At 72.2% G+C, this 14,291-nt stretch carries 10 protein-coding genes; 1 reads left to right on the top strand and 9 read right to left on the bottom strand.

What is annotated here, in order from left to right; translation table 11 throughout:
* Positions 1–13: 13 nt before the first annotated feature.
* From AB0C03_RS17890 to AB0C03_RS17870, 5 genes are all read right to left on the bottom strand, one after another.
* The gene (locus AB0C03_RS17890; RefSeq protein ID WP_051708146.1) at positions 14–2,140 is read right to left on the bottom strand and encodes a B12-binding domain-containing radical SAM protein; all 2,127 of its coding nucleotides are present in this window, start codon (positions 2,138–2,140) and stop codon (positions 14–16) included.
* Between the two features lie 10 nt (positions 2,141–2,150).
* Complete coding sequence (locus AB0C03_RS17885; RefSeq protein WP_210866582.1) at positions 2,151–3,548, bottom strand: TfuA-like protein; 1,398 nt, start codon at positions 3,546–3,548, stop codon at positions 2,151–2,153.
* Positions 3,541–4,707 carry a YcaO-like family protein gene (locus AB0C03_RS17880; protein ID WP_210866583.1) on the bottom strand — a complete coding sequence of 389 codons (1,167 nt, stop codon included), beginning with the start codon at positions 4,705–4,707 and terminating at the stop codon, positions 3,541–3,543. The genes AB0C03_RS17885 and AB0C03_RS17880 overlap by 8 nt, the downstream gene beginning before the upstream one ends.
* Positions 4,708–4,734: 27 nt before the next feature.
* A complete protein-coding gene (locus AB0C03_RS17875; protein ID WP_030328340.1) occupies positions 4,735–5,109 on the bottom strand; it encodes a class IIb bacteriocin, lactobin A/cerein 7B family in 375 nt (124 codons plus the stop codon).
* A 147-nt stretch (positions 5,110–5,256) separates the two neighbouring features.
* Positions 5,257–5,619, bottom strand: a complete 363-nt coding sequence (locus AB0C03_RS17870; RefSeq protein ID WP_156057267.1) for a hypothetical protein — start codon at positions 5,617–5,619, stop codon at positions 5,257–5,259.
* Between the two features lie 323 nt (positions 5,620–5,942).
* Here AB0C03_RS17870 and AB0C03_RS17865 point away from each other — a divergent pair, with 323 nt between their 5' ends.
* A complete protein-coding gene (locus AB0C03_RS17865; protein WP_210866584.1) occupies positions 5,943–6,722 on the top strand; it encodes a MerR family transcriptional regulator in 780 nt (259 codons plus the stop codon).
* 8 nt (positions 6,723–6,730) lie between these two features.
* Here AB0C03_RS17865 and AB0C03_RS17860 read toward each other — a convergent pair whose 3' ends face one another.
* Genes AB0C03_RS17860 through AB0C03_RS17845 form a run of 4 tightly spaced genes read right to left on the bottom strand, consistent with a single transcriptional unit; the run spans position 6,731 to position 14,246 of the window.
* Positions 6,731–9,772 (bottom strand): ATP-binding cassette domain-containing protein, encoded by a 3,042-nt coding sequence (locus AB0C03_RS17860; RefSeq protein WP_210866585.1) that lies wholly within the window; start codon positions 9,770–9,772, stop codon positions 6,731–6,733.
* Between the two features lie 24 nt (positions 9,773–9,796).
* Positions 9,797–11,980: an NHLP family bacteriocin export ABC transporter peptidase/permease/ATPase subunit gene (locus AB0C03_RS17855; protein WP_210862668.1), complete on the bottom strand. Its 2,184-nt coding sequence runs from the start codon at positions 11,978–11,980 to the stop codon at positions 9,797–9,799.
* Positions 11,977–12,786 (bottom strand): HlyD family efflux transporter periplasmic adaptor subunit, encoded by an 810-nt coding sequence (locus AB0C03_RS17850; protein ID WP_030328351.1) that lies wholly within the window; start codon positions 12,784–12,786, stop codon positions 11,977–11,979. Before AB0C03_RS17850 ends, AB0C03_RS17855 begins: the two co-directional genes overlap by 4 nt.
* The gene (locus AB0C03_RS17845; protein WP_051708149.1) at positions 12,783–14,246 is read right to left on the bottom strand and encodes a SagB/ThcOx family dehydrogenase; all 1,464 of its coding nucleotides are present in this window, start codon (positions 14,244–14,246) and stop codon (positions 12,783–12,785) included. Before AB0C03_RS17845 ends, AB0C03_RS17850 begins: the two co-directional genes overlap by 4 nt.
* Between the last annotated feature and the right edge of the window lie 45 nt (positions 14,247–14,291).

Below are 14,291 nucleotides of genomic sequence, written 5' to 3'. Positions count from 1 at the left end.
CCGGGCGGTCGGCTCACCGCGCCGGCTCGGCGGGGAGCCGATGCCGGCGGATCAGCCGCTGCCCGATGAAGGTCCGCCAGACCCGGTCCGCGACTGTCGGTTCGACGATCCAGAGCCGACGCTGCGCCTCGGCGAGGGTGAGCGGCGCGCTGAAGAGGTCCAGGAACAGCCGGCTGCTGCGGTTGAGTGCGAACACCTGACCGTCGATCCGGCGGAACAGGTGCCGGTCGGCCGGCAGCTCGCCGGGGACGCCGTCCTGCTCGTCGGAGCGGATCCGCCGGTACGCCTCCCAGACCTGTTCGTCGTCGCGGTCGACGAAGGAGCCGTTGGCGAGGAACTCGGTCTGGTCGTCGGTGTCGTGCCGGACCCGGTCGTTGGCGAGGACGCCACGCACCGCAGTGCCGTACCGGTCGTGGTAGAAGAACGTGTGCGGGGTGTCGGTGCTGCCCAGCCACGGGCGGTGGTAGTGCCCCGGGTTCAGGCCCGCCTTGGCCTGGGCGACCTCGGCCTGGGCCGCCTCGGTCACCGGCTCGTCGTACTTGAGCATCCGGACGATGTCGGAGCCTTCCACCGGCCGCACGTTGGTGATGCCGAACCGTTCGGGTTCCTTGGCGACGATGGCGCCCGGGGTCAGCATGAAGTCACCGAGCCCGCCGAGGGTCCACAGGTCCGGGTTGTCGCGCAGGAAGGTGACGCTGTCCAGCGCCTCTTCGCGGGTCTCGGTGGGGAAACCGGTGAAGCCCATCATCTGCACGCCGATGTTGGCCTTGGTCATCGCGGTCATGGTGCGGCGTACCTGTTCGGGTTTGGTGCCCTTGTCGATCAGGTCGAGGATGCGTTGGTTACCGGACTCGAAGCCGACCGAGATGGCCACGCAGCCGCTGCGCCGCAGCAGTTCGCAGCGCTCGTCGGACCAGTACTTCTCCAGCCGGATCTCAGCACCCCAGCGGAAGTCCAGCCCTCGCTCGACGACCTGCTCGGCGAAGCGCAGGATGGTCGCGGGGGCGAGCACGTCGACGGAGAAGTAGATGAACTTGGCGAACTTCGACAGCTCGGTGACGTCCGCGACCATGGTGGCCACCGTGTCCTGCCGCCATGGGCTGGTGGGGCCGTCGGTGTTCAGTCCGTAGTCGCAGAACGTGCACTTGTTCCAGTAGCAGCCCCGGGTCGGCGAGTAGTAGACGAACCGCTCCGGGCTGAGGTAGAGGTCCCAGGGCAGGCCGGAGAAGTCCGGCACCGGCACCTGCGCCAGGCGTTCGTAGCGCAGCGGCAGGTGACGTTGGCGGCCGTACTTGGGGTGCAGCCGGACGTTGGGGTGCCCGGCCGGCAGGGTGCCGGCCGCCACCGCGTCCAGGATCTCCGTGTACGCGCTCTCCCCCTCGCCGACCACTATCGCGTCGAAGTCGGCGAGCACCTGGAAGACGTACTCGGGTTTGCTGGCGCACTTCCAGACGTCGGAGATCTCCGTGCCCCCCGCGATGAGGAAGACGTCCGGGCAGGCCTGCCGGACGAGTCGGGCGATCCACAGCGCGAACGGCAGCTGCCACTGGTAGGTGGCGCTGATGCCGATCACCTGGTGCCCGCCCGCGGCGAGCCGGGGAATCAGCACGTCCTCGTAGTACGGCAGGAAGGGCCGGTTGAGCCGGGCGAGCAGCGCCTCGTCGGTCAGCGCGGCCACCGAACCGATCGAGATCATCGGCGGTGGGTGAAGCCGGAAGCCGGCGTGGAACTGCCCGGGAAACCCGACCGAGCCGAGCGCGTCCATCCAGGAGATCACGCCCTCGACGGCGTCCTGGTAGTGCCGGTAGTCGTAGAACAGGGTCGGATCCTGCAGCACGCCGATCGACCGACGCAGCCGCTCCGGATCCGGGTCGGGCAGGCCGAGCTGGTTGGCCCGGGCCATCAGCGCGTCCGGGCCGCTGAGGTCGTCGATCGAGAGCCGGGACAGTTCCCGCCGCAGCCAGTCGTACGCCGACGGGGTGTACGAGTGGTGGAACGCCTCGATGTTGGCGTCGATGATCTCCGCCGGCTGGTGCCCCTGGGCCCGGGCGTACGAGTCGAGGTAGTTCAGGGAGTGGTATCCCGAGGTGGGATCGGTCAGCGGGGGGTAGATCAGTGCCGCCTTCACCGTGCCGCTCATCGACGCCTCCTCAGCCGACCCGGGCCGCTGGACCGGCCAGGGTGCCCTCCTGCGCCCGCGTGCCCACGGTGGGCAGTCGCGGGGAACCGAACGCCTTGACGTACGCGACCAACGGTTCGGCGGCGTACCGGAACGCCGCGAGGTCGACGAAGCCCCGGTCCCACGCCGCCGCTTCCAGCTCGTCGACGGCACAGCCCCACAGCCGGGCGAAACACGCGTCGACGATCTCGGTGCGGAAGTGCAGCCGACCACCCGGGCGGCGACGCCCCGTGGTCCGCGGGACGAGCGTCTCGTTCAGCGACGCCGCGGTTGCCGCGACCTGCCGCGCCGCGGTGAGCAACGCGGGGGTACGCAGCGGCGCCGCGACCATCCACAGCGCCAGGCTGCGGTATGGCGTGGTGCCGAACGCGCGCACCAGCACCCGCAGCACCGCCTCGCGGTCGTCGAGATCCCGTTCCCGGTCGGTCAACCAGTCCCACCCGCTCGCCGGGGCACCGGTCAGCCCGCGTCGGCGGGCCACCTCGCTGGCGCGTTCCTCGACCGCCGGGTCGGTGATGTCGACCTCGGCCAGCCCGGCCAGCACTCCCCGCCGGTGCCAGGTCGGCGACTCGGGATGCAGCAGCATCAGTACCGCGGCGGCCTCCCGGTCGCTGGTCCAGTGACCGCCGACCGATTCGCCGGCGAACCGGGAGCGCCAGCTGTCGAGAAAGCGGGTGTGCAGGTTGTCGATCGGTTGGTCGCCGGGGTGCGCCGGGCACAGCTCGGGGGCGTTGTCCGCCGCCATCGACAGCAGCAGCCGCGCGTCGGCGCCCTTGGCGTCGCTGGGGTCCTGCCGGTGCCATGTGAGGAACCGGTCCACCACGTCTTTCGCCTCGGGTGGCGCGCTGCGCTCCAGCGCCCGGTACGACCGTCGGCGGAAGGGCAGGTCCCGGCCGATGTTCAGCAGCAGCACCGCCTCGGTGTCGCTGAGCACGCCCGCCGCGACGGCGCGGCGCAGCGCGACCCGGATGTTCACCAGCGGAACGCTCAGGGCGCGGTGGCCGTCCTCGGCGGGGCCGTGCACCACGGCCACCTCGTCGTCGCCCGTGACGACCCCGCCGCGGTAGAGCTGGAAGACCTCGCCCACGCCACGCATGCCGAACGGCCACAGCTCGGCGGCGCGCAGTGCGCCCATGCTGGCCGCGCCGGCCACTGTCACGCCACGGTCGAGCAGGTCGAGGATCTCCCGGTGGCGGACCGGCGGGTGTTGCAGGAAGAACCCGTCGATGACGAGGACCCGGTCGCCGGGGGCGACGTCCAGGCGGAGCAGGTCGCCGTGCGCGACGGGGGGCAGCACCACCGCGTCGGGCAGCAGCCGACCGACCTCGTCGGCGGGCAGGCTCGGGCCGATGAAGACGACGTCAGTCACGGGGCACCCCCGGTCGGGTACTCAGCGCCCGCTCGTCGAACATCCGCAGGCCGGGGGCGAACACCTTGCTCACCGCGATGCCGATGTCGTCGTGGGTCAGGTCGACGCTGAACGGCTCGACGCCGGTGACCCGCTGCACCCGGGACGCCAGCTCGCGCAGCACCTGGGTCACGTCCCCGGCCGGTGGTGGATTCCGGCGGACCGGCCGGACTGGCCGGTCGACGGTGGGCGGCGGCACCGGCGGCGCGCCGACATCGTGGTACGCGGTGGCGTCGATGTCGTCGCGGGCTCCGGAGACCATGACGAGGCGCGACTGTGCCGCCTCCGCCATGGCTCGACCGACGGCGATCTCCGGGTCCACGTGGCAGCCGAAGCCGCCGAAGGTGACCGGCAGGTCCTCCGACCAGATCGAGGCGGCGTAGCAGGGCACGTCGACGGCGTTGGTGATGTCGCAGACCTCCACCCAGCAACCGGCGCGTACCAGCGCGTCGTGCACCGTGCGGGTCATCGCGTTGGTGGCGGTGCCCGGGTCGGCGTAGGTGCGCTCGGCCAGCGGCGCGGTGCAGTACGGGGCGATGCAGTCGCGTTCGACGACCTCCAGCAGGGCGTGCAGGCTGGCCTCGGCGAAGGTGTTCCCGGTGGCCAGCCCGTTGCTGCTGGGGGTGAACAGGGCGCGGTCCCAGCCACGCCGGATGGTGAAGTCCAGTTCGATGGTGGCGCGCGGCACCAGGCAGTGCGCCCCGGTCACCAGCCCACGGCCGGCCACCCAGTCGAGTTCGACGGCGGGGGTCACTGGTGACCGTTCCGCCAGGTGCAGCCACCGGACGTCGTAGGGCAGGTCGAGCGCCTCGGCCGGGGACCGGACGACGGTCCCCGGCCGGAGGTTCTCGGCATGCCAGGACTCGATGCTCTCCATGACCGCGCTGACCCGGGCCTGCATCGCCGTGGCGCCGGTGCCGACGCTCACCGCCATGGTGGCTCCCACCGGCCGGTAGGCGACGTGCACCGGTAGGCCGATCTCGTCGAGCCGGGTGATGTCGGCGACCCGGGTGATCCGGAACCGGTCGAGCAGGTGTCCGACCCGCTCCCAGGTCTGCTCCACGGTGGCCGTCCGGTAGGTGCCGGATCGGAAGGCGATGGTCTCGGTCGTGTCAGTCATCGAGGCTCCCGGCGGGGGGTGGGGAACTCAGAGGATGAGGACGGCGATGATGTTGACGTTGTTGTCGGCGATGGGGGCCACGCCGCCGGCGACCGTCTCCAGCTCGGCCTCGGTGAGCTCGTTGAGGTCGACCAGCGGCACCTCGGGCACGTGCAGGATGTGCAGGCCGGGCGTGCCGGCCCAGTCGGCGACGATCTGGTCCTTGGTGTAGAGGGTGGCGGGCTGGGCGCGGTCGACCTCGACCCGGGCGCCGGGGGTGACCGGCAGGCCGGCCGCGGTCGCGTAGCCGGTCGGGTCGGCGAGCAGGCGCTGCAGTTCCTCGTCGCTGCGCCACACTGCGGTGACCAGTTCCGAGTATTTGGTCACGAACCTCGCGCCATATTCCTGTTCGTCGTTGCTCATCGTTCGGTCCTTTCCTCGGGTGGCTGCAAGACGGGGTGTGATCGTCGTGGCGAGAACGCTACGAAGATCGAGCTTCGACAATCAATGTTTCTCGGCTGTCTGCCATCAGAATCTGCCGTGGCGGAGAATGGGCGGCAGACTTCGGTGTCAGGTGCAGCAGCACGGGCAGCAGCAGGCGCAACTGGGGTCCAGGCCGGCGACGACGCTGTCCAGTTCGTCCTCGGCCAATTCCGCCTGAGCCACCGGCAGCAGCGACGGCACGAAGAGCACGAACGTGCCGGTGCTGCCGGCCTGTTGCCAGGACTCGACCTGCACCTCCAGGTCCGGATCGGCGTCGGTGATGTCCCGGACGACCCGGACCTGCACGTCCTCGGACAGTTGGAGCCCGTAGCCGGCGAGGAAGCCGCGCGGGTCGCGGTCGAGCGCCTGCTCCTTGGCCGGGTCGGCCCAGACGTCGGCGACCAGCCGGCTGTACGCGGCCACGAAGACCGCTCGATCGACAGGTGTCACACCCTGCTCCCTTCGATGGTCGGCCGCCGATGGCGGCGACAGGCAGCGCGGGAGGGTCCGGGCCGCCGGTTTCGCTTCATCGTGGGTCACCGGTGGATCCGGTCGGCTCAGCGAGCGGGAATTTCACCGAATGTGGCCGCGAAAAGGTCGCGCTGCGGCGAAAGCCGGGTAATTGGGAATCAGCGAGTTGCGGCGGATGGTGATCCTAATGATTGTCACCACTGTGGACAAGTAGTAATTCCTCGCCTTTCACCCGCCCGGTGCCCGCACTTACGCTGCGAGCGGCGGACCGCCCAGCGTGACAGCGGTTCGACGGGGTTGCCGTGTTCCGTCACCGAGTGCTGCCGGAGGCCACCGTGACCATCGACGAGCTGACGACGACGTCCGGCGCTCCGGTCGGGTACAGCGTGGAGGAGCTGGCCCGCAAGGTGGGGATGTCGCCGCGCAACATCCGAGCCCACCAGGCCCGGCGGCTGCTGCCCCCGCCGGTGCGCCGCGGTCGGGCCGCGCTCTACGACGACACCCACGTCCGCCGACTGGACGCGATCCTGGCCCTGCAACGACAGGGTTTCAACCTGGTGTCCATCGAGGCGATGCTCGGGGTCCGGGCCAGTGACGACGCGCCCGACGGGCTCACCGCGATGCTGCAACGGCTGACCGCCGACCGTCCCGCGTTGGCCCACGCGTTGACCCGGCACGGCGTGATCGGCCGGACCACCGACGGCACCGTCCGCACCGTCCGGCCGCGTCCGCTGCGCGCCGCCCTGGACCTGCACCGGGTACGGGTGGGCACGGTACCGGCACTGCAGACCCTCAGCGAGGTGCTGGACAGCCTCCGACCGGTCGCCGACGAGCTGGTCGCCGCCGTCACCGCCCGGCTGCTGACCCTCGCTCCGGAGCTGGTACGCAGCGACGCCCGGTCGTCCTGGGCCGATCTCGACCGGGAGACCCTGTTGCTCACCCAGGGCGTGGTCAACGTGCTCACCGAGGCGTTCCGACTGGCGGTGGAGAACCAGTCGGAGGCACACATCGCCGAACTGCTGGAGAACCACCTCGACGCGGACGTGTGCCTGGAGGACAGCACCGTCATCGACAACGGCTGACCGGACCGTCAGCCGGTCGCGGGCTGACCGTCCGCCTGTCGGCTCTCCGGCACCGCGGGGGAGCGTTCCGGTTCGGTGAGCAGTTGCCGCCGCGCCAACCGGTGGAACAGCCCGTCCTTGTCGCCCATCAACTCGTCGAAGGTGCCCCGCTGGACGATCCGCCCCGCTTCGAGGACCACTATGGTGTCCGCCGCGCGGACCGTGGACAACCGGTGGGCGATGACCACCCGGGTCGCGGCCAGCGCCGCGGTGCTGCGGCTGACCACCTCCTGGGTGCGGTTGTCGAGGGCGCTCGTCGCCTCGTCGAGGAAGATGATCCGGGGTAGCGGGGCCAGCGCGCGGGCGATCAGCACCCGCTGACGTTGCCCGACGGAGAGCGTCCCGCCGCCGAACGGCACCATCGTGCTCATCCCCATCGGCAGCGCCTCCAGGTCGTCGGCGAGGCCGGCCATTCGCGCCGCCTCCCAGACCTGGTCGAGTCCGAAGCTGCCGGCGCCGCAGATGTTGTCGCGTACCGAACCGGCGAAGAGCTGACCGTCCTGCAGGACCACTCCACACTGCCTGCGGACCGCGTGCACGTCGAGTTCGGAGAGGTCCTGCCCGTCGTAGAGCACGGCGCCCTGCTGCTGGCGTTCAAAACCGAGCAGTAACCGCAGCAGTGTGGACTTCCCGCAGCCGCTCGGCCCGACGATGGCGACGAACTCACCCGGGCGGATGTGCAGGTCGATGTCGACGAGCACCGGCGGCTCGTCCGGCTGGTAGGCGAAGGTGAGCCGGCGCAGCGCGATCTCGCCGCGCAACTCGCCCGGGTCCACCCGGTCCGGCCGCGCCTCGGGGTCAGCGCGCAGGATCTCCCGCAGGCTGCCCAGCCGGGGCACCGCCGCGATCACTTCGACCCCGGCCGACACCAGCACCAGCAGCCCGCCCAGCAGCATCGCGAAGCCGACGTTGAGGATGAAGAAGTCGGCCGGCGCGACCCGGCCGGCGAGCGGCCCCATCAGCACGGCGAACAGGACCAGTTGACCGGCGACCGGCAGCACGGTGCCGAAGGCGACCAGGCCCGCCTGACTCTGCCGGACCCGTTGCAGCGCCGCTCGGGCCGTCGCGGCCACCTCCGACCAGCGCGCGTGGGCACGGGTTTCGGCGGCCGCCAGTTTGATCTTGACGATGCCGCCGAGCAGTTGGTTGGTCATCGCCGCCGCCCGGTGCTCGGCCGGCAGCGCGGACCGTTGCTGGTGGACGATCAACACGGCGAACCCGCCGAAGGTCAGCATGGTGACGGCGACGATCCCCGCTGCCCAGAGCCCGAGCACCGGCTCGACCACCAGGAGCATTCCGAGGGTCACCGCGACTGTCGCCGCCGCCGTGACGAGCTGCGGCAGCAACGCGCTCAACGCCTCACCGACGAACGAGATCCCCAGCATCGAGTTGGCGATCTCGCCGCTGCTGCGACCGGCGAAGAACCGGGCCGGTAGCCGCATCAGCCGGTCCCAGATCGCCAGCTGCGCCCCCGACTGCATCCGGCCGTCCAACCGCAGCAGACGCAGGTTCTGCACCACACCCACCAGCCCCGCGACCACCGCGGCGCTGAGCATCAGCGCGAGGAAACCGACAAGGCCGGTCACCTCGCCCTGCCGGGCCAGTTGACCGAGCACCTCGCCGGTGGCCAGCGGCACGCCCAGGCCCAGCACCGCCACGCAGGTGGCGGCGAACACCAGTCCCCGTACGTCGCCGGACGCACCGACCAGCCCGGCCCGAAGCAGGTGGCGCATCCGAGCGGTCGACGGCAGCGGCGCCTGCACCTCGGTGGCCTCCGCGGCGAACGTGGCGGCCACCGTCGCGTCGACCGGGCCGTACGCCCTGGTGTCCGGGTCGACGTGGTGGTAGCGGCCACGGCGGAACACCAGCGGCACCGCGACCGCGCGCTGCGGGTCGTCGCCGGGCCGCCACCCCACCAGCGGCCCCAGGTCCCGCCGCCACCACCGCTCCGGCAGCCGCACCTCCCGCAGGAACAGGCTGGACGCGCGGGTCACCGCGTGCACCGCCGCCCGGTCGTCCAGCGGCGCACGGCTGCGGTCGGCCGGCTCGTTGATCGGGCTGCCCATCCCCTCGGTGACCACCCGGAGCACCGAGGCCGCCCGTCCGTACCGGTCGAAGCCGGCCTCGCCGTCGGGAAGCGGAACCACACCGCCCGCACCGCCGGCGCCGATCACCCCGATCGACCGGCGGGCCGCCGCGGCGAGCACCGCGGCGTCGGCCTCCCGACGCCGATGCACGGCACCCAGCACCGCCGCGTCGGCCTCCTCGATCCGGATCTCCACCATTCGCAGCAACCGGGCCACATGCTGGTCCACCGCCGACCGGAGCTGACCGTTGACCAGCAGGTCCCAGCTGCCGTGGCTCTCCACCGCGCACGCCGACTCGGCCACCACCCAGTCCCGCTCGGCGACCAGCAGCAGCTCCCGCTCCCCCGACATCTCCGCCGGACCACCGTCGTTGCGTCGCAGTTGCCCACCGGCGCTGCGCAGCCACCACGCCCCGCCGGTGGAGGTGACAGCACTCCCCTGCGCCAACGAAATGATCTCGCGTCCCTGGAGGGTGGACGCCTGCCGGGGCGCCTGCCCGCGACGCAGCGCGTCAGCGACGGCGACCAGCACCAGATCCACCGCCGCCACCAGCTCCGTCGCGGCGACCCGCGCCCGCAGCGACGCCCCCTCGTCCGCCACCCGGCCGAGGCGAACATGCCGTTCCAGCACCGACAGGTGACGTCGGGACAACCCGCGCAGCTCCGTTCCGGGCAACGGCACCAGGATCAACTGCCACGCACCGATCGCGGTGGACGTCGGCACCAGGCCACCCGCCGGCAGCCGGGCCACGTGGTGCCGACGCGAGGGGCTCATCCCGGCCCGGCGTACCGCGAAGAGGTCGGCCTCACCGCCGGTGATCAGCCAGCCCGCCGCCGGGCCGTCCAGGCGACACACCTGGCGTACGCCGTCCGAGCAGAAAGCGCTCAGGCCACCGGCCGGGGCATCCTCCACCGCGCCACTCATCAGCGTCTCCTCGGATCGTCGTGGTCAGTGGTCGCGGACGAGGCGCGCGTACGCCCCGTCCTGGGCGACGAGCTGCTCGTGGGTGCCGCGCTCCACTTCCCGGCCGCCGTCCAGCACGACGATCAGGTCGCAGTCGCGGACCGTGGACAGGCGGTGGGCCACGATCAGGCAGGTGGCCCCGCGCCGACGCAGGTGCAGGTCGATCCGGCGTTCGGTCTCGGCGTCCAGCGCGCTGGTGGCCTCGTCCAGCACCAGCACCCGGGGGTTGCGCACGAGCGCTCGGGCGATCTCCAGCCGCTGCCGCTGCCCACCCGAGAAGTTGCGGGCGTTCTCCCGCACCGGGCTGCCGAGACCACCTGGGCGGGCCGCAACCTCGTCGTAGAGGCACGCGTCGGTCAGCGCGGTGACGACGTCGTCGTCGGCGACAGTGAGGTCCCACATGGTGACGTTGTCCCGCACCGTCCCCTCGAACAGGCGTTGGTCCTGGTCCACCATGGCGACGGTGGCCGCCCAGAGACCGTCGTCGGCGGCGGCCCGCTCCAGACCGTCCACCGTGACCCGCCCGGTCCAGGGCCGGTAGAGCCCGGCGACCAGCCTGCCGACCGTCGACTTGCCGCTGCCCGACCGCCCGACGAGCGCCACCCGGGCGCCCGGCGGCAGGTCCAGGCTGAAGTTCTCCAGCAGTGGACGGCCCAACGGGTTGTAGCCGAAGGTGACCCCGTCGATGCGCAGGTGCCCCTCCATCGGGGCCACCGGACCGGCGGGTCGGTCCTGGACCGTGGGCAGTGGGTAGCGCTCCACGTCACGCAGCCGGTTGAGGTCGGCGCTCATGTCCTGCAACCGGGAACCCAGCGCGGTCAGATTGCCCAGCGGGCGGTTCATCGCCGCCGCCAGGCTCTGCATGCCGACCAGCACACCGACGCTCATCGACTCGGCCACCACCTGCCGGCTGCCCAACCCCAACAGCACCGCCGTGGTCGCCGAGGCGAGCAGCGCCGGCAGGACCGAGAGCACCGCGGTGGGCACCCCCAGCCGTTGCTGACGGGTGGCGACGGTGGCATGGCGCGCGGCGAACCGGGCCACCGCCCGTTCCTCCTCGCCGCCGGCCTTCACCGTCTCGATCATCTGAACCGTGGTGTACACGGTGGTGACCAGCTTGCTGCGGTCCGCCTGCAGGCCGACGACGGCGGTGGACCGGGTCGAGGCGACGTAGCGCAGCACGCTGACGTTCAGCCCGGCGAGGACCACCGCGCACAGTCCGAGCAGCAGGTCGTACTGGCAGAGCAGAGCCCCGTACGCCAGCACCAGGCCGGTGTCCACCACGGTGGTGGCCGTCCGGCGGGTGAGCACCTCGGCGACCACCTCGTTGCCGCGGACCCGCTGGCTGAGGTCGGCGGCCTGCCGCTGGTCGAAGAAGGTCGGCGGCAGCCGCAGCAGATGTCGGAAGAACCTGGCGGCGCTGGCGAGGGCGAGCGCCGTCTCCGCGCGTACGGTCAGGCGTTGCTGCAGCAGGCTGGCCAGGAAGGTCAGCACGGTGGCCACCGCCACCGCCGCCACCAGGCCGGCGAAGGCGGCCCGATCCTCCTGCAGCAGCACCCGGTCGACGAAGACCTTGGCCATCACCGGGATGGTCAGACCGACCACGGCGATCAGCAGGCCCAGCAGCAGCATCTGCGCGATCGCCGAACCCGGGCCGCGCCACCGCTGCGCCAGCGCCCGCACCAGCCGGTAGCGGGTGCCGCCGGGCTGGAACTGCGGGCCAGGCTCCATGGTGAGCACGATGCCGGTGAAGGCGCCGTCGAACTCCTCCCAGCTCACCGCGCGGGGGCCGGTGGCCGGATCGTTGATGTGGACCTTACGGCCGAGCCCTTCCAGCACCACGAAGTGCTCGAACCGCCAGAACAGCACCGCCGGCAGCGCCACGGTGGCCAAGCCGGCCAGGTCCATCTGGAAACCCTTGGCCACCATCCCGTACCGGCGGGCCCCCTTGAGCACGGTGGCCGCGGTGGAGCCGTCCCGGCTGACCCCGCACACCCGGCGCAGCTCCTCCAGGGGCACGTGCCGACCGTGGTGCGCGAGCAGGATTCCCAGCGCGGCGGCACCGCACTCCACCGCCTCCATCTGGATCAGGGCGGGCGTGCGGACCCGGCGACGCCGGATCCTGGGCAGCTGCGGTGTGCCGCTGGCGGCTGTCGTCGGCGCGCTCATCGCCGCAGCAACCAGTCGATCGGGTGCTCCCGGTCCACTGTGAACCAGGCGGTGACCTCGCTGGCCGAGTTGAGCTGGAACGGCGGTGGGGACTTGGTCCAGCGCAGGCCGCCCGGGGCCGCCGGGTCCGGTTCCAGGGCCACCGTCACCCGTACCACGCTGCCGCGGGCGAGCAGTCGCCGGACGTCCGGCCCGGTGCCCAGAAAGGCGCGCAGCGAGGCCTCGGTCTCCGGGAAGGCACCGACAGTGGTGACCTGGCCGGCCAGGGTGCCGAACACGTTGCGCGGCGCGGCCGCGGCGGCCACCTCGACGGAGACGCCGGGTTGCAGCAGCGGCGCGGCGACGGCGGGGGCGTAGACGACGGCCTGCAACGCGTCCCCGGCGGCGTCGAGCCGTTCCAGGTCGGCCAGGTGAGTCCCGGGGGTGACGATCTCGCCTTCGGAGACCAGCCAGGCGACGACGTACGCGTCACCCGGCGCCGTCTCCACCCGTACCTTGCCGTCGGCCGTGCGCAGGCTGTAGAGAGGCGTGCCCTTCGGCACCCGCTGGTGCGGTGCCGCCCACACCTTGGTCACCTGGCCGGCGTCGAGCGCGTCGAGCGCGGAGATCCCGTTCGAGTGGATCAGCACCCCGGCCGCCTCGACGGTCCGGGGCACCACAGTGCGTACCGACCAGACACCCGCGGCGACCACGACGATGACCAGAGCGGTGGTGGCCAGCCAGTTCGGCACCGTGGTCAGCCGGACCGCCCGGTCCAGTTGCTCGGGCGCCTCCAACTGGCGCAGCGCCTGCCGCCGGAACTTCATGGCCGGCCCTCCCCGGCGGCCGGGCCGGTGGCGCGACGCGAGCCGAGCAGGAAGTCGGCCACGCTGGGCTCGACCAGCGGGTCGAGCCCGGACAGCTCGGCGAAGGCCTGCGAGTCCCCGGCGCCGAGGGCGCACGGCGCCAGCCCCATGGCGGTGGCGACGAGATACATCTGCTGGGTCAGCACACCCGCGTCCTTGAGAATCATGGCGTAGCTCATCCCTTCGTACTTCCACATGAGCCGCTGCACGCGGGCGGTGACGACCAGGACCGTCTGCGGCGGCCGGGGCAGGGCCCCGGACGCCCGGGCGTACGCCAGCAGCCGGTCGGCGGCCGTCCCCCAGGCGGCGACCGGCTCCAGCCGGTGCCCCACCGGGTCGTAGTGGTAGAGCCCGGGATCGAGCCCGGCGCAGCGCGCCACCAGCGGATAGATCTCCAGTTCGTAGACGCCCCCACCACCCGGGTAGGGCCGGTGGCCGACCTCCTGCCCGCCGGCCTCGCCGACGGCGGTGGTGTGCTGCGACCGGTACAGGAACTCCGCCAGCCGTTCCAGCGGCAGCGGTGCCGCGTCGTCGTGTTCGCGCACGCTGCGCCGGTCCGCGACGACCTGACTGAACGAGGGTTCCTCCTTGGCGATCGTCGCCAGGTCCGGCAGCGGCAGCTCGACCGCCCGACTCCCGTCGTACGGGCGGCGCAGCGGTTGCGGGGTGAAGCGCTCCCGCATCCGGTAGGTGCCGCCCACCGGCAGCGCGTGCCGGCCGGCGCGGGAGCGGTGGTGCAGCCGCAGCTCCTCCGGCGACCAGTAGGCCAGCGGCGCCTCGTCGCATTCCGCCTCGAACTCGGCGTCGGTGACCAGGACCCGGGCGGTGGTCAACTCGTCGAGCACCCGGCCGGCGACATCCGGCGGCACGCCGAGCGTACGGGCCACCACGTCGGGTCCGACGCCCGGCGCGGCGGCGGCCAGCACCGCGCCGAGGGCGGCGTCGGCGCAGCCGACGACGAGGGTGCTCAGCGCCGACGCGGCCACCAGCATGTCCCGGTCGTGCTGGAGGGTGGCGAAGCGGGAGAGCCGGTAGCGGACCCCCGGGGTGTGCGGGCGCGTCTCCGGCAGACTGCCCCGGCCCAGGCCGGTGGGCACCAGGTCGAGCAGCGGCCGATCGTCGACCTGGACGCGGCGCTCCAACCAGGAGTGGGCGAGCAACCGGCGCAGCAGCAGCTGCGCGGGCAACACCCGGTTCTCCCCCTCCAGGCCGCTGATCAGCCGACCGACCTCGACGTCGTTGACCCAGTCGGCGGCGAGCCGCAGCAGCAGCGCCCGCCGGCCCATGCCCGGTTGCTCCAGGCTGAGCTGGAAACGGGTCTGCCGCAGCGTCAGCGCGCCGTCCGCACCGATCCGCAGCTCCGCGTCACGGCGCAGCCGGTACGACTCCTGTATCGGCGGACCGCCGACGGAGCCGCTCATGACGGTCGCCGACCGACCGGGTCCATGACGGTGGTCATCCCCACA

The sequence above is a fragment of the Micromonospora parva genome, from assembly GCF_040649675.1.
Classification (GTDB): domain Bacteria; phylum Actinomycetota; class Actinomycetes; order Mycobacteriales; family Micromonosporaceae; genus Micromonospora; species Micromonospora parva.
The sequence above is the reverse complement of the archived record's forward strand: the minus strand, read 5'-3'. Positions and strand labels throughout refer to the sequence as shown.

What these genes read in the sequence shown, in the direction of transcription:
- AB0C03_RS17845 (WP_051708149.1), bottom strand. Translation starts at nt 14,246, where the DNA reads ATGAGCGGCTCCGTCGGCGGTCCGCCGATACAGGAGTCGTACCGGCTG.
- AB0C03_RS17855 (WP_210862668.1), bottom strand. Translation starts at nt 11,980, where the DNA reads ATGAGCGCGCCGACGACAGCCGCCAGCGGCACACCGCAGCTGCCCAGG.
- AB0C03_RS17850 (WP_030328351.1), bottom strand. Translation starts at nt 12,786, where the DNA reads ATGAAGTTCCGGCGGCAGGCGCTGCGCCAGTTGGAGGCGCCCGAGCAA.
- AB0C03_RS17880 (WP_210866583.1), bottom strand. Translation starts at nt 4,707, where the DNA reads ATGACTGACACGACCGAGACCATCGCCTTCCGATCCGGCACCTACCGG.
- AB0C03_RS17890 (WP_051708146.1), bottom strand. Translation starts at nt 2,140, where the DNA reads ATGAGCGGCACGGTGAAGGCGGCACTGATCTACCCCCCGCTGACCGAT.
- AB0C03_RS17860 (WP_210866585.1), bottom strand. Translation starts at nt 9,772, where the DNA reads ATGAGTGGCGCGGTGGAGGATGCCCCGGCCGGTGGCCTGAGCGCTTTC.
- AB0C03_RS17875 (WP_030328340.1), bottom strand. Translation starts at nt 5,109, where the DNA reads ATGAGCAACGACGAACAGGAATATGGCGCGAGGTTCGTGACCAAATAC.